The organism is Streptomyces sp. HNM0574, assembly GCF_012726235.1.
Taxonomy (GTDB): Bacteria; Actinomycetota; Actinomycetes; order Streptomycetales; family Streptomycetaceae; genus Streptomyces.
In genome coordinates this window covers 435,927-453,300 of the sequence record NZ_JAASAH010000001.1, presented here as the reverse complement: position 1 = coordinate 453,300, position 17,374 = coordinate 435,927, and the positions used below count along the sequence as shown (strand labels likewise).

Sequence of the window (17,374 nt, the reverse complement as noted above, 5' to 3'; positions counted from 1 at the left end):
ACGGTGCGCTAGGGCGCGTGCCCGTGGCCGTGGCGGGGTGCGGGGGCCGGGGCCTGGCGGCCGGCGGGCTGGCGGCGGGCGCGGCGGGCCCGGGCGCCGGTGGCGGGGATGCGGGCGAGGGCCGCCTTGGCGGCCGGGGAGAGCCGGTGGTGCTCGGCGGCGGCGATCAGTACGGGCACGGCGCGGCGGTCCTCCAGCGCGCCCAGGCCCTCGACGCACGCCTCGGCGATGGGCCAGTAGTGGACGGGTCCCATCAGCAGCCGCTGGAGCACGGTGACGAGGGTGGGGACGGACTCGGGTGCGCGGAGCGCGGTGAGCAGCCGTACGGCGTGCAGCGCGTAGGCGGTGCGGAGTTCGTTGGTGGCGATGGCGGCCGCGGCGCGTGCCGTGCGCGGGTCGCGCAGACGGGCGAGCGCCTGGGCCGCGGTGGCGCAGCGGACGGGGTCGCGGTAGTTGAGCATGAAGATGAGCGTCTCGAAGGCCCGCCGGTCGCCCGCGTTGCCGAGCGCGAAGGCGGCTATCTCCCGGGCCCACAGGGGGCGTTCGGGCTGCATGAGGACGGCCGCGAGCTGGTCGCGCGCCGCCGGGGTGCTCTCCCGCGCGAGGGCGACCAGGCGTTCGTACTCCGGTGGATCCGCCTCGGCCCGGGTGCGATCGATCAACGATCGGAATGCGTCGGCCACTTCCGCCACCTTCCCGCACGTGGTCCGTGCCACCAGCCTTGGAAATGCCATACCCCTCGCCTTTCGATTACCCACGGGTAATCCGCACAGGTGACGGGCGGGGAATGCCACGCGCGTCGCATTCGGTCCGTGTGTGCGTGGTGACTCAGCGACACCAACAGGCGGGTCGCTGGGGCGGATTGGACGCACCCGATCCCGCGCAGGTCTTGAGGCGAGTGCTACCGACGGGTTAACGTGCTCATCAGAGCGGCACCCCCGCTCAGGCGGCCTGGTGACGCAGCCGCCGTGAGTGCAGTCGGTTCGGTTCGTTTCGCACGGCAGGGCCCCGGGACAGGGCCGGCCGGTTTCCCCCGCTTTTCGCGGAGTTCTCCCCCACGGCGCCCGCGCGCGCAACGAAGCGCCGCGCCCCGTGGCCGACTCCCCCGCCGCGCCCGAGCGTTCGGGCCCCTCCCGCGACGCGCGGCCCGGCTCCACCCTCATCGTCAGTCGTCACTCCCAGGAGTCCCCTGATGGACCGTCCGCCTCTGAAGACTCTGCAGACCATCGCCGTCGTCGGCCTCGGCACGATGGGTACGGGCATCGCCGACGTGCTCGCCCGCTCCGGCCGCGAGGTCATCGGCATCGACATCAGCGACGCCGCGGCCCGCACCGCGCGGGCCGCGTTCGAGTCGTCCACCGCACGCGCCGTGGAGCGCGGCCGGATGACGGAGGCCGAGCGCGGCGACGCGCTGGCCCGCTTCCGCACCTTCCCCGACCTGCGGGCGGCCGCCGAGGCCGACCTCGTCATCGAGGTCGTGGACGAGGACTACGACACCAAGTGCCGGGTCTTCGCCGAGCTCGACACCCTCGTCGCCCCGGACACCATCCTCGCCACCGGCACCAACGCGCTGTCGGTGACCCGGCTCGCGGCCGACTCGGACCGCCCCGAGCGCGTCCTCGGCCTGCACTTCTTCCACCCCGCGCCCGCCATGCGGCTGGTCGAGGTGGTCTCCTCGGTGCTCACCTCGCCGCAGGCCGTGGACGCGGTGACCGCACTCGCCCGCGAGCTGGGCAAGGAGCCGGTCTCGGTCGGCGACCGGCCCGGATTCGTCGCCGACGGGCTCCTGTTCGGCTACCTGAACCAGGCCGCGGCGATGTACGAGTCGCGCTACGCGGGCCGCGAGGACATCGACGCGGCGATGCGCTTCGGCGCCGGCCTGCCGATGGGCCCGCTCGCGCTGCTGGACCTGATCGGCATCGACACGGCCCGCACCGTCCTGGAGGCCATGTACGCCGACAGCCAGGACCGGCTGCACGCCCCCGCGCCGATCCTCCGGCAGCTGAGCGACGCGGGCCTGACGGGACAGAAGGCCGGCCGCGGCTTCTACACCTACGAAGCCCCGGGCAGCGGCGTCGTCGTCCCGGACGCGGAGACGCCCGACCCGGCCGCGGCCGCGGGGGCGGCCAGGACGGTGGAGTCCGTCGGCGTCGCCGGGTCCGGCACGATGGCGAGCGGGATCGCCGAGGTGTTCGCGAAGGCCGGGTACCCGACGGTGCTGGCCGCGCGCAGCGAGGAGAAGGCGCGGACGGCGAAGGAGCGGATCGCCACGTCCTTCGCGCGCTCGGTGGCCAAGGGCCGGATGAGCGAGGAGGACCGGGAGGCGGCGCTGGCCCGGGTCACGCCGGCCGGTTCGCTGGACGCGCTGTCCGGGGTGGACCTCGCGGTGGAGGCCGTCGCGGAGGACCTGGAGGTCAAGCGGGAGCTGTTCGCCGCGCTGGACAAGGTCTGCAAGGACGGCGCGGTGCTGGCGACGACCACGTCCTCGCTGCCGGTGGTGGCCTGCGCGCGGGCCACCTCGCGCCCTGCTGACGTGATCGGGATGCACTTCTTCAACCCGGCGCCCGCGATGAAGCTGGTCGAGGTCGTGCGCACCGTCCTCACCGCGGACGACGTGCACGCGACCACCCGCGCGGTGTGCGCGCGCATCCGCAAGCACCCGGTGGACTGCGGCGACCGCGCCGGGTTCATCGTGAACGCGCTGCTGTTCCCGTACCTGAACAACGCGGTGAAGATGGTCGAGCAGCACTACGCGACGCTGGACGAGATCGACGCGGCGATGCGGCTCGGCGGCGGCTACCCGATGGGCCCGTTCGAGCTGCTGGACGTGGTCGGGCTGGACGTCTCGCTGGCGATCGAGCAGGTGCTGCACCGCGAGTTCCGCGATCCGGGGCTGAGCCCGGCGCCGCTGCTGGAGCACCTCGTCGCGGCGGGCTGCCTGGGCCGGAAGACGGGGCGGGGCTTCCGCGAGTACGCGAGGCGGTGACGTCCCACGCCCGGTGGGGCGGGCTGCTGGAGCCTTCCGAGGACTGCCCGCCCCCCGAGTCCGTCACGGCGTGTAACGTTCACCACATGTCCGAGCCCGTAAAGCCTTCCCGCACGTCAGCCGCGTCCTCCCAGCGTCTCCGGATGCGCAGGGAGTTGGCCGCCGCCGCCATGGAGCTCTTCGCCACGAAGGGCTACGAGGCGACGACGGTCGACGAGATCGCGGCGACGGCCGGGGTCGCGCGGCGGACGTTCTTCCGGCACTACCGCTCCAAGGAAGAGGCGATCTTCCCCGACCACGACGACACCCTGGTGCGCGCCCAGGCCGTGCTGGACGCGGCCCCCGCGCACGAGAACCCGCTGGACACCGTCTGCCGGGGGATCAAAGAGGTGATGAAGATGTACGCATCGTCACCGCAGGGCAGCGTCGAGCGGTACAAGCTGACGCGTGAGGTCCCCGCGCTGCGGGAGCGGGAGATCGCCTCGGTCGCCCGGTACGAGCGGCTGTTCACGCGCTATCTGCTGGGGCACTTCGACGAGGCGGCGCACCGCGAGGCCGGGAGCGACTTCGACGAGCCGCTGCTGGCCGAGGTCGCCGCCTCGGCCGTGGTCACCGCGCACAACCACGTGCTGCGGCGCTGGCTGCGCGGCGGCGGCGTGGGCGACGTGGAGGCCCAGCTGGACCAGGCGTTCGCGATCGTGCGACGCACCTTCGGCACGGGCTTCGGCGCGAACCGTCCGGCCGGCGAGCGGTCCGCCGCCTCGGCCTCGCGGGAGGGCGAGGTGCTGGTCACGGTGGCCCGTACGGACGCGCCGCTGGACGAGATCATGCGCACCATCGAGCAGGCCATCCACCGCGACGGCTGACGGCCCGCTCCTGACGAACTCCGCCCGGCGGCAACCGAGTTGCCGCCGGGCGGAGGTGTTTCCGTATGCGGGGATTCCGCCCGGTTCGCGGGACCACACGATCGATCATCGCTCATCTGAGATGTGACGCTCACAACTGAGACAAGTTTTTGGCACGCAGTGCCTTGTCGACTGGCACAGGGTGTCATACGTTGACGTCAGTCCGGGCGCTGTCCCCGCGGAGCGATCTCCGTGTGCGACCGGACGCCTGCGTCACAGGCACCTCCCGCGCTCACCAGCGCTGCCGTACCGCACAGTCCGCCGGACCGACGGCACTGCCTCAGCACCGACGACACCCTCAAGCGTCTTCCCTCATCGCGCTTCGCCGGAGGCAATCCGTGAACCAGATCCTCGACGCGGTTCTCGCGTCCACAGCACACGACAACGGCTCCCCCGCCGTGACCGCAGACGACTTCGCGAACCTTCCCCTCCCGGAGTCGTACCGCGCGGTGACCGTCCACAAGGACGAGGCCGGCATGTTCGACGGGCTCGACTCGCGCGACAAGGACCCGCGCAAGTCGCTGCACCTGGACGAGGTGCCGGTCCCCGAACTCGGCCCGGGCGAAGCCCTGGTGGCCGTGATGGCCTCCTCGGTCAACTACAACTCGGTGTGGACCTCGCTCTTCGAGCCGGTCTCCACCTTCAGCTTCCTGGAGCGCTACGGGAAGCTCTCGCCGCTCACCGCCCGGCACGACCTGCCGTACCACGTCATCGGCTCCGACCTCTCCGGCGTCGTGCTGCGCACCGGCCCGGGCGTCAACTCCTGGAAGCCGGGCGACGAGGTCGTCGCGCACTGCCTCTCGGTCGAGCTGGAGAGCGCCGACGGGCACAACGACACGATGCTCGACCCCGAGCAGCGCATCTGGGGCTTCGAGACCAACTTCGGCGGGCTCGCCGAGATCGCGCTGGTGAAGTCCAACCAGCTGATGCCCAAGCCCAAGCACCTCAGCTGGGAGGAGTCGGCGGCGCCCGGGCTGGTCAACTCCACCGCCTACCGGCAGCTCGTCTCCGGCAACGGCGCGGGCATGAAGCAGGGCGACAACGTCCTCATCTGGGGCGCCAGCGGCGGACTCGGCTCCTACGCCACGCAGTTCGCGCTGGCCGGCGGCGCCAACCCGATCTGCGTCGTCTCCAGCGAGGACAAGGCGGAGATCTGCCGGAAGATGGGCGCCGAGGCGATCATCGACCGCAAGGCCGAGGGCTACCGCTTCTGGAAGGACGAGCACAACCAGGACCCGCGGGAGTGGAAGCGCTTCGGCAAGCGCATCCGCGAACTCACCGGCGGCGAGGACGTCGACATCGTCTTCGAGCACCCCGGCCGCGAGACCTTCGGCGCGAGCGTCTACGTCACCCGCAAGGGCGGCACCATCGTCACCTGCGCCTCCACCTCCGGCTACCAGCACCAGTACGACAACCGCTACCTGTGGATGTCGCTGAAGCGGATCGTGGGCTCGCACTTCGCCAACTACCGCGAGGCGTGGGAGGCCAACCGCCTCATCGACAAGGGCAAGATCCACCCCACCCTGTCGAAGACCTACCGCCTGGAGGAGACCGGGCAGGCGGCCCACGACGTCCACCGCAACCTGCACCAGGGCAAGGTCGGCGTCCTCGCCCTCGCCCCCGAGGAGGGCATGGGCGTCCGCGACCACGAGAAGCGCGCCCGGCACCTCGACTCCATCAACCTGTTCCGTGAAGCCGAAGGCGAGCGGACCAGCCAGCCCAGCCGGAACGTGTGAGAGACGCCTGATGACGGAGCGGAACAGGGACCGTCCGTGGCTGATGCGGACGTACGCGGGCCACAGCACCGCCGAGGCATCCAACGAGCTGTACCGGCGGAATCTCGCCAAGGGGCAGACGGGGCTGTCCGTGGCCTTCGACCTGCCGACGCAGACCGGCTACGACCCGGACCACGTCCTCGCCCGCGGCGAGGTCGGCCGGGTCGGGGTGCCGGTCTCCCATCTCGGGGACATGCGGCGGCTGTTCGAGGACATCCCGCTGGAGCAGATGAACACCTCCATGACCATCAACGCCACCGCCATGTGGATGCTGGCGCTGTACCAGGTGGTCGCGGAGGAGCAGGGCGCGGACATCACGCAGCTGGCCGGGACCACGCAGAACGACATCGTCAAGGAGTACCTCTCGCGCGGGACGCACGTGTTCCCGCCGGGTCCCTCGCTCCGGCTCACGACGGACATGATCGCGTACACCGTCGCGCACATCCCCAAGTGGAACCCGATCAACATCTGCAGCTACCACCTGCAGGAGGCCGGGGCCACGCCGGTGCAGGAGATCGCGTACGCCATGAGCACCGCGATCTCCGTGCTGGACGCCGTCCGTGACTCGGGGCAGGTGCCGCCGGAGCGGATGGGCGACGTCGTCGCGCGGATCTCGTTCTTCGTGAACGCGGGCGTCCGCTTCGTCGAGGAGATGTGCAAGATGCGGGCCTTCACCCGCATCTGGGACCGGATCACGCGGGAGCGGTACGGGATCGAGAACCCGAAGCAGCGCCGCTTCCGCTACGGGGTCCAGGTCAACTCGCTCGGCCTGACCGAGGCGCAGCCGGAGAACAACGTGCAGCGCATCGTGCTGGAGATGCTCGCCGTCACGCTGTCCAAGGACGCGCGCGCCCGCGCCGTCCAACTCCCGGCCTGGAACGAGGCCCTGGGCCTGCCGCGCCCCTGGGACCAGCAGTGGTCGCTGCGCATCCAGCAGGTGCTGGCGCACGAGAGCGACCTGCTGGAGTACGGCGACCTGTTCGACGGCTCGCACGTGGTCGAGGAGAAGGTCACCGAGCTGGTCGACGCGGCCTTCGCGGAGATCGGCCGGATCGAGGAGATGGGCGGCGCGATGGCGGCCGTCGAGTCCGGCTACCTGAAGTCGCAGCTGGTCGCCTCGCACGCGGAGCGGCGGGCGCGGATCGAGTCGGGCGAGGACCGCATCATCGGCGTCAACTGCTTCGAGTCGACCGAGCCGAACCCGCTCACCGCCGACCTGGACACCGCGATCCAGACCGTCGACCCGGCGAACGAAGCGCGCGTCACCGAGGCCGTCGGCGGGTGGCGGCGCAGCCGGGACGAGCCGTTCTGGCGGCAGGGCGAGGGCGATCCGGCCCTCTTCCCGAGCGCGGCCCAGGCGCTGGACCGGCTGAAGGAGGCGGCGGCCTCCGAGGAGAACCTGATGGCGGCCACGCTGGAGTGCGCCCGCGCCGGCGTCACCACCGGCGAGTGGGCGGGCGCGCTGCGCGAGGTGTTCGGCGAGTTCCGGGCGCCGACCGGCGTGAGCGGCGCGCCTGTCGCGGTGCCGGCAGAGGCGGGCTCGACGCTCGCCGAGGTGCGCCGCAAGGTCGACCACACGGCGAAGGAGCTGGGCGTCGGCAAGCTGCGGCTGCTGGTGGGCAAGCCCGGGCTCGACGGGCACAGCAACGGCGCCGAACAGATCGCCGTCCGGGCCCGCGACGCGGGCTTCGAGGTGGTCTACCAGGGCATCCGGCTCACCCCTGAGGAGATCTCCTCGGCGGCCCTCGCCGAGGACGTCCACTGCGTGGGCCTGTCCATCCTCTCCGGCTCGCACGCCGAGCTGGTGCCGGACGTCCTGGAGAGGCTGCGGCGGGCGGGCGCGGACGACGTGCCCGTCATCGTCGGCGGCATCATCCCGTCCGCGGACGCCCGGGCGCTGCGCGCCGCGGGTGTCGCCGCGGTCTTCACGCCGAAGGACTTCGGCATCACGGAGATCATCGGCCGTATCGTCGACGAGATCCGCACCGCGAACACGCTCGATCCCCTGGAGGTCCCCGCATGACCGAGCAGCACGTCAACCGCCTTCGCCCGCGCCGTTCCTGCCTGGCCGTGCCGGGCAGCAACCCGCGCTTCCTGGAGAAGGCCCAGGGCCTCCCCGCCGACCAGGTCTTCCTGGACCTGGAGGACGCCTGCGCCCCGCTGGCGAAGCCGGACGCGCGGCACACCATCGTCAAGTTCCTCAACGAGGGCGACTGGACGGGCAAGACGCGCGTGGTCCGGGTCAACGACTGGACGACGCACTGGACTTACCGCGACGTGATCACCGTCGTCGAGGGCGCGGGCCAGAACCTGGACTGCATCATGCTGCCGAAGGTGCAGGACGCGCAGCAGGTGCAGGCCCTGGACCTGCTGCTGACCCAGATCGAGACGACGATGGGCTTCGAGCCGGGCCGGATCGGCATCGAGGCGCAGATCGAGAACGCCAAGGGCCTGGTCAACGTCGACGCGATCGCCGGTGCCTCGCCGCGGCTGGAGACGATCATCTTCGGCCCGGCCGACTTCATGGCGTCCATCAACATGAAGTCCCTGGTCGTCGGCGAGCAGCCGCCCGGCTACCCGGCGGACGCGTACCACTACATCCTGATGCGCATCCTGATGGCGGCCCGTACGCACGACCTCCAGGCGATCGACGGCCCGTACCTGCAGATCAAGAACGTCGACGGCTACCGCGAGGTCGCGCAGCGCGCCGCGGCGCTCGGCTTCGACGGCAAGTGGGTGCTGCACCCCGGACAGGTCGAGGCCTCGAACGAGATCTTCTCGCCGTCCCAGGAGGACTACGACCACGCCGAGCTGATCCTCGACGCCTACGAGTACTTCACCTCGGAGGAGGGCGGCAAGAAGGGTTCGGCGATGCTCGGCGACGAGATGATCGACGAGGCGAGCCGCAAGATGGCGCTGGTCGTCTCCGGCAAGGGGCGCGCGGCCGGCATGAAGCGCACCTCCGTCTTCGAGCCCCCGCAGTCCTGAGCCCGCCGCGCGGGAGTGCCCGCGCGCTTCGCACCCTACGGAGTCGCACCATGCAGTTCGGCCGCACCTACGAGGAGTTCACGGTCGGCGACGTGTACCGGCACTGGCCGGGGAAGACCGTCACCGAGTACGACGACCACCTGTTCTGTCTGCTGACCATGAACCACCACCCGCTCCACATGGACAGCAACTACGCGGAGCAGACCACCGACTTCGGCAGGAACGTCGTCGTCGGCAACTACATCTACTCGCTGCTGCTGGGCATGTCCGTGCCGGACGTGTCGGGCAAGGCGATAGCCAACCTGGAGATCGAGTCGCTCAAGCACGTCGCGCCGACCTTCCACGGGGACACCCTGTACGGCGAGACGACCGTCCTGGACAAGACCCCGTCGAAGTCGAAGAGCGACCGCGGCGTGGTGCACGTCGAGACCAAGGGCTACAAGCAGGACGGCACGCTCGTCTGCGTCTTCCGCCGCAAGGTGATGGTGCCGACACAGACGTACGTCAAGGAGCGCGGCGGGGAGCAGCCGGGACGTCCCGAGCTCGTCGAGCCCCCGCGGAAGGGCGGGAAGTGACATGGGACGCCTCGCGCAGACGGACGGGCTGACGGACATCCAGCGGGAGATCCTCGCCACGGTCCGCGACTTCGTCGACAAGGAGATCCTCCCGGTCGCCACCGACCTGGAGCACAAGGACGAGTACCCCACGGAGATCGTCGAGGGCCTGAAGGAGCTGGGCGTCTTCGGGCTGATGATCCCGGAGGAGTACGGCGGCCTCGGTGAGTCGTTGCTCACCTACGCGCTGTGTGTGGAGGAGATCGCCCGCGGCTGGATGAGCGTCTCGGGCATCATCAACACGCACTTCATCGTGGCGTACATGCTCAAGCAGCACGGCACGCAGGAGCAGAAGGACCACTTCCTGCCGCGGATGGCGACGGGCGAGGTGCGCGGCGCCTTCTCGATGTCGGAGCCGGGCCTCGGCTCGGACGTGTCGGCGATCACGTCCAAGGGCGTCCGGGACGGCGAGGAGTACGTCCTGGACGGCCAGAAGATGTGGCTGACGAACGGCGGTTCCTCGACGCTGGTCGCGGTGCTGTGCCGGACGGACGAGGGGCATCCCGAGGGCACCGCGCCGCACAAGTCGATGACCACGTTCCTGGTCGAGAAGGAGCCCGGTTTCGGGGAGGTCAGGAAGGGCCTCACGATCCCCGGGAAGATCGACAAGATGGGCTACAAGGGCGTCGACACCACCGAGCTCGTCATGGACGGCCTGCGGATTCCGGCCGACCGTGTGCTGGGCGGCGAAACCGGGCGCGGTTTCTACCAGATGATGGACGGCGTCGAGGTCGGCCGCGTGAACGTCGCCGCGCGTGGCTGCGGAGTCGCGCAGCGTGCCTTCGAGTTGGGCATCGACTACGCGCAGCAGCGGCAGACTTTCGGCAAGCCCATCGCCAAGCACCAGGCCATCCAGTTCAAGTTGGCCGAGATGGCGACCAAGGTGGAGGCCGCGCACGCCCTGATGGTCGGTGCCGCACGGAAGAAGGACTCCGGGCAGCGCAACGACCTGGAAGCCGGAATGGCCAAATATCTCGCCTCCGAGTACTGCAAGGAGGTCGTGGAGGACGCTTTCCGCATCCACGGCGGGTACGGTTTCTCCAAGGAGTACGAGATCGAACGGCTGTACCGCGAAGCGCCGATGCTGCTGATCGGCGAGGGGACGGCCGAGATCCAGAAGATGATCGTGGGCCGCCGCCTGCTGGAGGAGTACCGCTTCCAGGGCTGAGCGACCCCTTCTCCAAATGTCCCGATTCGGGGTGTTTTCCTGGAGGTCAGGATCACACCCCGATCCGGGGCTTCGGTCCTTGACTGGCGCTCTGGCTTGCCCAGTTGCCACCACTAACCGATAGCATCCCGGAAAAAGCCGCCCGTCCCCAGCACCGTGCGGCACCCTCTCCGCTACGAAGGTATCCATGCCCCACAGCCCATCCTCTGCACCAGGCGTTCCCCCGGCACGGGGGGTGCGCCTCGCGCGCGGAGCGTCGCCGTGGCTTCTGCCGACCGTCGCTACCGCAGCCGTCAGCCTCCTCAGGGCACGCCGCTCCGGCAAGGCCGCCGCGGTCGCCGTGCCCGCCACCGCGCTCGCCGCGGGCATGCTGTGGTTCTTCCGCGACCCCGAGCGCGAGATCGCTCAGGGCCGCGTGATCTCCCCGGCCGACGGTGTCGTGCAGAGCATCATGCCGTGGAAGGACGGACGCACCCGCGTCGCGATCTTCATGAGCCCGTTGAACGTCCACGTCAACCGCGCGCCCGTGGCGGGCACGGTGACGTCCGTGGAGCACATCCCCGGCGGCTTCGTGCCGGCGTTCAACAAGGAGAGCGAGAACAACGAGCGGGTCGTCTGGCACTTCGACTCGGAGCTCGGGGACATCGAGATGGTGCAGATCGCCGGTGCGGTGGCCCGCCGCATCGTGCCCTACGTGCCCGAGCAGACCAAGGTCGAGCAGGGCGAACGGGTCGGGCTGATCCGCTTCGGCTCCCGGGTGGACATCTACCTTCCGGAGGGAGTTGAGGCCGCCGTCGAGGTCGGCCAGGCCACGACCGCGGGGGTGACTCGAATTGACCGTGATTGATCCCGATACCCAGGCCGCCTGGGTACCCGAGGCAGAGGACGACGACGAGGACGAAATGCCCCTGTCGACGCGCCTGTCGATAGCGGACACCCTCACCCTGGGCAACGCCACCTGCGGCTTCATGGCCGTGTACTTCACCACCACCGGCGTGCTCATCCCGCACCTCACCGGCAGCGAGGACGGCGGCATGGCGCGGCACAGCGCCGCGACCGCCGTCGTTCTCATGCTCCTCGCCTCGGTCTTCGACCTCTTCGACGGCCTGGTGGCCCGTAAACTCCGCTCCTCCGCCATGGGTGCGGAACTGGACAATCTCTCCGACCTGATCAGCTTCGGGCTGGCGCCGGCCTACTTCGTGGCCGTCTGGGGGATGGTCGCCAACGACGCGAACCAGCGCGTCTCGGTGGTGGCCGCGATCGTGGTGCTGCTGGCGGTGGTGCTGCGGCTTGCGAGATTCTCCTGCGTGACCCTGCGGGACGGCATCTTCCAGGGCATGCCCAGCCCCTTCGGGGCGCTCACGGTCGTCTCCATCGTGCTGCTGGAGCTGCCCTTCGTGCCGACGCTGCTCGCCATCGTGGGCGTCGCGTGGCTGATGGTCAGCCGGGTCGAGTACCCGAAGCCGCAGGGCAGGCTGGCCGTCGCGATGCTCAGCTGGATCGTCGCGAGCATGGGGCTGCTGGCCGCCTGGGCCTTCGACGCGCCCGGCGGTGAGCTGCTGCTCCAGACCGGCTGTGCGCTGCAGGTCGTCCTCGGCGCGGTGATTCCGCTGTTCGCGACGGCACGTCGCGTGAACACCTTCCGCGACAACCGGCGCGAGGCGCGGGCTGCTGCGCAGGGCTGAGCCGGTACGAAGCGAAACGGGTGGGGCCCCGGACCGATGGTCCGGGGCCCCACCCGTTTCTTGTCGGAGTGCGCTGGATTCTCGGGGCGCGGGTGCTTCGGGGCCCGGGCTCTTTGCGCAGTTCCCCGCGCCCCTGATCGGGCTCGCCTCGCTTCTCGGGCCCGCCCTGCTTGGGAGAACTGCGCGTAGGCGCAGGGCTGGCAAGCGCAGCGCCTCAGCCCCGGCGCGGGGTGCACAACCGCCGTCACCGGGCCACCCCGTACAACGTGGCAAGCGCAGTTCCCCGCGCCCCCGCAGGGCGCTACAGCTGTTCCGCGGCCAGGCGTTCGGCGGTCTTCTCCAGGAGGGGGCCCGCGTTGGCGATGCAGCGGGCCGGGTCGGGCTCGATGTCGGTGAGCGGGTAGGCCCGCTCGATGCCCGCGCCGTTCAGCGCCGCCGTGTCGATGGCCAGCCGCCCGCACACCGCGACGACCGGCTTGCCCGCCTCGCGGGCCGCCGCCGCGACCCCGGCCGGCGCCTTGCCGTGCAGGGTCTGGGTGTCGAGGGACCCCTCGCCGGTGATGACCAGCCCGGCGCGCTCCAGCGCCGGGGCGAAGCCGAGAACCTCCAGCAGCACCTCGATGCCGGGCCGGAACGAGGCGTTCAGCCCGATCAGCGCACCGAAGCCGATACCGCCCGCCGCACCCGCGCCCGGCGACTCGGCGAGCTCGACGGCCCGCTGCCCCACGGACTCCGTCTCGGCGAGGACCTGCGTGAAGTGGTCGAGCGCCGCGTCCAGCACGGCGACGTCGCCCTCGCTGGCGCCCTTCTGCGGCCCGTACACGGCCGCCGCACCCTTGGGCCCGGTGAGCGGGTTGTCGACGTCGCTGGCGAGGACGAACTCGACGTCCGCCAGCCGCGGGTCGAGCCCCGAGAGGTCGGCCGTGGTCATCTCGCGCAGCGGCCCGCCGCCGTGCGGCACCGGGTCGCCGTCCTCGTCGAGGAAGCGGGCGCCGAGCGCCTCCAGCATGCCGGCGCCGCCGTCGGTGGTGGCCGAGCCGCCGACGCCGAAGACGACCCGCCGCGCGCCCGCGTCGAGCGCGGCGCGGATGACCTCGCCGGTGCCGTACGTGGTGGCGGTCAGCGGCGCGAAGACGCCGGGCGGCATGAGGCCGAGGCCGGAGGCCTCCGCCATCTCGACCACGGCGGTCTCGCCGTCCAGCGCGAAGGCGGCCGTGACGGGCGCGCCGAGCGGGCCCGTGGCCTCCACCTCGTGGCGCTCGAAGCCGCCCGCGACGGCGGCGGCCACCGTCCCGTCACCGCCGTCGGCGACGGGAAGGAACTCGACCTCCGCCTCCGGACGGACCCGCCGGATACCGGCCGTGACCCGCTCGGCGACCTCGACGGCCGTCAGCGATCCCTTGAACTTGTCCGCGGCGATCAGCACGCGCGCCGTCGTTGTCATGGTTCTGCCCCTGGATCTCTCTTATGTCGAACAGGCAGTCGCGCCGGTGCGACCCTATCCGCCGGTGTGCCCGGGGACCATGGGCCGCTGTCCCGCACGGCCCGTACGCGTGACGTTGTGCGAAGCGAAAACGCCGGAAACCCTCCCATAGTTGGGGCCGCCGGTGATCACGCGGGCCCCCGCTCACCGGATGCCGGACGGCGCCCGCGTTCCGCCTCCGCCGGGCCGGGGCGTCATCTGCTCACGCTGCACTCACGGTTCGGGGCTCTCCGTGTCCGCCGGTGGTCGGCGTGGCCCCACCCGGAACGCGGCGAAACCGCACCATAGTGGGGCGGCATGAGCAGTGACGCACAGGCACCCCCCTCCCCTCCCGAGGAGAGCGGAGCCGTTCCGGGACCGCCGACCGACCCGCCGCCCGACCGGATCGTCGTCTCCATCGGCGCCGCGGCCGTCCTCGCCGTGGTGCTCTGGGCGGCGATCGGCCAGGACTCCTTCGCCTCGTTCACCACGAACAGCCTCAACTGGGTTCTGGGCAACTTCAGCTGGCTGTTCATGATCGCGGCGAACATCTTCCTGGTGCTGTGCGTCGTCATCGCCATGAGCCGCTTCGGACGCATCCGACTCGGACAGGACGAGGACGAACCGGAGTTCACCAACCTGTCCTGGATCGCGATGATGTTCAGCGCCGGGATGGGCATCGGCCTGATGTTCTACGGCGTCGGCGAACCGCTCCAGCACTACGCGGATCCGCCCCCGTTCGGCGACATCGCGCCGCGCAGCGACCAGTCGGCCCAGATCGGCCTGGAGTACTCGCTCTTCCACTGGACGCTCCACCCCTGGGCCATCTACGGCGTCGCCGGACTCGCCCTGGCCTACGCGACGTTCCGCAAGGGCCGCGGCAACCGCATCAGTTCCGTGTTCATCCCGCTCCTCGGCAGCCGCCGCGCGGACGGCTGGCAGGGCAAGGCCGTCGACCTCCTCGCCGTCTTCGCCACGGTCTTCGGCACCGCGACGAGCCTCGGGCTGGGCGCGCTCCAGGTCGCGGAGGGGCTGGAGCTGACGACGGGACTCGACCACACGCAGTCCGTCGACCTGATGGTGATCGTCGTGCTGGGCGCCGCGTTCGTGCTGTCCGCCTTCTCCGGGCTGCACAAGGGCGTGAAGTGGCTCAGCAGCATCAACATCGTGCTGGCCGCGCTGCTGATGCTGTTCGTCTTCGTCGTCGGCCCGACCGTCTTCTCGCTCAACTCGATCCCGGCGACGGTCGGTCCGTACCTCCAGGAGCTGCTGGTCACCTCCTCGCGGACGGGCGCGTTCGGCAGCAGCGACTGGCTGGGCGCCTGGACGATCTTCTACTGGGCGTGGTGGCTGTCCTGGGCGCCGTTCGTCGGCACGTTCCTCGCGCGCATCTCGCACGGGCGCACCATCCGTGAGTTCCTCATCGGGGTGCTGCTGATCCCCAGCGGCGCCTCCACCGTCTGGTTCTGCGTGATGGGCGGCACCGCGATCCGGCTCGACTCCACCGGTGACGCGAACCTCGCGGCCAACGCCGACGACGCCGAACGCTCCCTGTTCTCCATGCTGGACGCGCTGCCGCTGGGCGCGCTCACCTCCGTCGTCGCCATGCTGCTGGTGATGATGTACTTCATCACCAGCGCCGACTCGGCCTCCCTGGTGATGGGTTCGCTCACCAGCCACGGCGCGCTGCACCCGCGTACCTGGCTGGTGGTCACCTGGGGTGTGCTGATGGCGGCGGTCGCGGCGGTGCTGCTGCTCGCGGGCGGACTGGAGTCGCTCAAGTCCGGGACGATCCTCGTGGCGCTGCCGTTCGTCGTCGTGATGCTCGGGCTGTGCTGGTCGCTGCTGCGGGAGCTGCGCGAGGACCCCGGCGCGGGCCCGCCCCGGCACCATCCGCTGCACGGTATGCGGGACGCGGTACGGGCCATGGTCGGCGACGCGATCACGGAGGAACGCCAGGAACGCCGCCACCCCCGCCTCCGCCGCGCCGCCGACTCCCGCCGCCAGACCCCGGACGAGTAGCGCCCCTCTTGGGGGCGCGGGGAACGGCGCCTCTTGGGGGCGCGGGGAACTGCGCGAACGGCCACGGCGTACGGGGTGGTCCGGTGACGGCAGTTGCGCACCCCGCGCCGGGGCCGGGGCGCTGCGCTTGCCAGCCCTGCGCCTAGGCGCAGACCTCCCAAGCGGGGCGGGCCCGAGAAGCGAGGCGAGCCCGACAAGGGGCGCGGGGAACTGCGCGCTCTTGGGGGCGCGGGGAACGGCGCGAACGGCCACGACGTACGGGGTGGCCCGGTGACGGCATGGAGCACCCCGCGCGGGGCCGGCCCGCGAAACCCCTACCGCGACCGGAGCCGGCGCCAGGCGGCGCGGGCCGCGTGGTGGCCGGCCATGCCGTGGACGCCGGGGCCGGGCGGGGTCGCGGAGGAGCAGAGGTAGACGGCGGGGTGCGCGGTGGCGTAGGGGACGCGGGCCAGCTTGGGCCGGATCATCAGCTGGAGCCCGGCGGCGCTGCCGCAGGCGATGTCCCCGCCGACGTAGTTGGCGTTCCGCGCGGCCAGTTGCGGCGGCCCGGCCGTCGCGCGGGCGAGGACGCGGTCGCGGAACCCGGGCGCGAAACGCTCCAGTTGGCGTTCGACGGCGTCGGTGAGGTCGCCCTCCCAGCCGTTGGGGACGTGCCCGTACGCCCAGAAGACGTGCTTGCCCTCGGGCGCGCGGGTGGAGTCGACGAGGCTCGGCTGGGCGGTGATGAGGAACGGCCGCTCGGGCGCCCGGCCTTCGACGGAGGCGTCGCGCAGCGCGCGGTCCATCGCGCCGGCGGTCGGGCCGACGTGCACGGTGCCCGCGCGGCGGGCGTCCTCGGAGGTCCAGGGGACGGGCCCGTCCAGCGCGTAGTCGATCTTGAACACGCTGCCGCCGTACCGGTACCGCGCGTACGCGTCGCCCAGGCCGGCGATGCGGGCGAGCGCGGTGGGCGAGGTGTCGAAGATGTAGGCCCGCGCCGGGGGCAGTTCGTCGAGCCGCTTGACCTCGGTGCCGGTGTGGACGGTGCCGCCCAGCGCGCGGAAGTACCCGGCGAGGGCGTCCGAGATGGCCTGCGAGCCGCCGCGCGGCACGGGCCAGCCGTACGCGTGCGCCGCGAGCGCGAACACCAGCGCGGGCGCGGCCGTGGCGAGGCTGCCGAGCGGGGCGATGACGTGTCCGGCCAGGCCGCCGAAGAGGGCGCGGGCCTGCTCGTCGCGGAAGCGGTGGTTGAGCCACGAGACGGGGCGCAGCCCCTGGAGGCCGAAGCGGGCGAGCAGCAGCGGGGACTGCGGGAGGCGGCCGTTGAGGGCCGAGCCGAAGCCGAGGAAGTCGGCGGCGAGTTCGTCCCAGCGGTCGAGGAACGGGGCGACGAGCCGCCGGTACGTCCCGGCGTCGCGCGGCCCGAGCGAGGCGGCGGTCTCGGCGACGGAGTGCGCGAGGACGGCCGAACTGCCGTCGGGGAAGGGGTTGGCCAGGGGCAGCGGCGGGTGCAGCCACTCCAGGCCGTGCTCGGCGAGCGGCATGTCGCGGAAGGCCGGGGAGCCGGCGCCGGTGGGGTGCACGGCCGAGCAGGTGTCGTGCCGGAAGCCGGGGAGGGTGAGCTCCTCGGTGCTCGCCCCGCCGCCGACGGACGCGTGCGCCTCGAACAGCTCGACGGACATGCCCCTGCGGGCCAGTTCGACGGCCGCCGTCAGGCCGTTGGGTCCGGCTCCGACGACGACGGCGTCACGGATCGGTGGCACTTCCGCTCTCCCCTCACCCCTGTGGTC

General features: G+C 71.4%; 13 protein-coding genes. 10 read left to right on the top strand and 3 right to left on the bottom strand.

The window, feature by feature from the left end; genetic code table 11:
- Window positions 1–8: 8 nt before the first annotated feature.
- Window positions 9–683, bottom strand: a complete 675-nt coding sequence (locus HCC30_RS01855; RefSeq protein WP_169440162.1) for a HEAT repeat domain-containing protein — start codon at window positions 681–683, stop codon at window positions 9–11.
- A 509-nt stretch (window positions 684–1,192) separates the two neighbouring features.
- Here HCC30_RS01855 and HCC30_RS01850 point away from each other — a divergent pair.
- The 9 genes from HCC30_RS01850 to pssA all read left to right on the top strand — a co-directional run bounded on the left by HCC30_RS01850 (window position 1,193) and on the right by pssA (window position 12,121).
- Window positions 1,193–2,986 (top strand): 3-hydroxyacyl-CoA dehydrogenase, encoded by a 1,794-nt coding sequence (locus HCC30_RS01850; RefSeq protein ID WP_169440161.1) that lies wholly within the window; start codon window positions 1,193–1,195, stop codon window positions 2,984–2,986.
- 86 nt (window positions 2,987–3,072) lie between these two features.
- Window positions 3,073–3,852, top strand: a complete 780-nt coding sequence (locus tag HCC30_RS01845; protein WP_206323221.1) for a TetR family transcriptional regulator — start codon at window positions 3,073–3,075, stop codon at window positions 3,850–3,852.
- A 377-nt stretch (window positions 3,853–4,229) separates the two neighbouring features.
- Entirely contained in the window at window positions 4,230–5,627 is a 1,398-nt protein-coding gene (ccrA, locus tag HCC30_RS01840) for a crotonyl-CoA carboxylase/reductase (RefSeq protein ID WP_169440160.1), read from the top strand.
- 10 nt (window positions 5,628–5,637) lie between these two features.
- Complete coding sequence (locus HCC30_RS01835) at window positions 5,638–7,689, top strand: protein meaA (RefSeq protein WP_169440159.1); 2,052 nt, start codon at window positions 5,638–5,640, stop codon at window positions 7,687–7,689.
- On the top strand, window positions 7,686–8,654 hold the full coding sequence (locus HCC30_RS01830; RefSeq protein ID WP_169440158.1) for a CoA ester lyase: 969 nt from the start codon (window positions 7,686–7,688) through the stop codon (window positions 8,652–8,654). The genes HCC30_RS01835 and HCC30_RS01830 overlap by 4 nt, the downstream gene beginning before the upstream one ends.
- A gap of 50 nt (window positions 8,655–8,704) precedes the next feature.
- Window positions 8,705–9,229, top strand: coding sequence for a MaoC family dehydratase (locus HCC30_RS01825; protein WP_169440157.1), 525 nt, complete (start codon window positions 8,705–8,707; stop codon window positions 9,227–9,229).
- A gap of 1 nt (window position 9,230) precedes the next feature.
- Window positions 9,231–10,436 (top strand): acyl-CoA dehydrogenase family protein, encoded by a 1,206-nt coding sequence (locus tag HCC30_RS01820; protein WP_169440156.1) that lies wholly within the window; start codon window positions 9,231–9,233, stop codon window positions 10,434–10,436.
- Between the two features lie 187 nt (window positions 10,437–10,623).
- Window positions 10,624–11,283, top strand: coding sequence for a phosphatidylserine decarboxylase (locus HCC30_RS01815; protein WP_169440155.1), 660 nt, complete (start codon window positions 10,624–10,626; stop codon window positions 11,281–11,283).
- Complete coding sequence (gene pssA, locus HCC30_RS01810) at window positions 11,270–12,121, top strand: CDP-diacylglycerol--serine O-phosphatidyltransferase (RefSeq protein ID WP_206323219.1); 852 nt, start codon at window positions 11,270–11,272, stop codon at window positions 12,119–12,121. The genes HCC30_RS01815 and pssA overlap by 14 nt, the downstream gene beginning before the upstream one ends.
- 301 nt (window positions 12,122–12,422) lie before the next feature.
- On the opposite strand, the gene HCC30_RS01805 is transcribed toward pssA, so the two are convergent.
- Window positions 12,423–13,565 (bottom strand): glycerate kinase, encoded by a 1,143-nt coding sequence (locus tag HCC30_RS01805; RefSeq protein WP_169440153.1) that lies wholly within the window; start codon window positions 13,563–13,565, stop codon window positions 12,423–12,425.
- A 336-nt stretch (window positions 13,566–13,901) separates the two neighbouring features.
- Between HCC30_RS01805 and HCC30_RS01800 the strand changes: the two genes are divergently transcribed.
- Complete coding sequence (locus HCC30_RS01800) at window positions 13,902–15,605, top strand: BCCT family transporter (RefSeq protein WP_169440152.1); 1,704 nt, start codon at window positions 13,902–13,904, stop codon at window positions 15,603–15,605.
- A 314-nt stretch (window positions 15,606–15,919) separates the two neighbouring features.
- On the opposite strand, the gene HCC30_RS01795 is transcribed toward HCC30_RS01800, so the two are convergent.
- Window positions 15,920–17,347, bottom strand: coding sequence for an NAD(P)/FAD-dependent oxidoreductase (locus HCC30_RS01795; protein WP_169440151.1), 1,428 nt, complete (start codon window positions 17,345–17,347; stop codon window positions 15,920–15,922).
- Window positions 17,348–17,374: the final 27 nt, after the last annotated feature.

What these genes read in the sequence shown, in the direction of transcription:
- HCC30_RS01825 (WP_169440157.1), top strand. Translation starts at nt 8,705, where the DNA reads ATGCAGTTCGGCCGCACCTACGAGGAGTTCACGGTCGGCGACGTGTAC.
- HCC30_RS01845 (WP_206323221.1), top strand. Translation starts at nt 3,073, where the DNA reads ATGTCCGAGCCCGTAAAGCCTTCCCGCACGTCAGCCGCGTCCTCCCAG.
- HCC30_RS01815 (WP_169440155.1), top strand. Translation starts at nt 10,624, where the DNA reads ATGCCCCACAGCCCATCCTCTGCACCAGGCGTTCCCCCGGCACGGGGG.
- HCC30_RS01805 (WP_169440153.1), bottom strand. Translation starts at nt 13,565, where the DNA reads ATGACAACGACGGCGCGCGTGCTGATCGCCGCGGACAAGTTCAAGGGA.
- HCC30_RS01830 (WP_169440158.1), top strand. Translation starts at nt 7,686, where the DNA reads ATGACCGAGCAGCACGTCAACCGCCTTCGCCCGCGCCGTTCCTGCCTG.
- HCC30_RS01820 (WP_169440156.1), top strand. Translation starts at nt 9,231, where the DNA reads ATGGGACGCCTCGCGCAGACGGACGGGCTGACGGACATCCAGCGGGAG.
- HCC30_RS01835 (WP_169440159.1), top strand. Translation starts at nt 5,638, where the DNA reads ATGACGGAGCGGAACAGGGACCGTCCGTGGCTGATGCGGACGTACGCG.
- HCC30_RS01850 (WP_169440161.1), top strand. Translation starts at nt 1,193, where the DNA reads ATGGACCGTCCGCCTCTGAAGACTCTGCAGACCATCGCCGTCGTCGGC.
- HCC30_RS01800 (WP_169440152.1), top strand. Translation starts at nt 13,902, where the DNA reads ATGAGCAGTGACGCACAGGCACCCCCCTCCCCTCCCGAGGAGAGCGGA.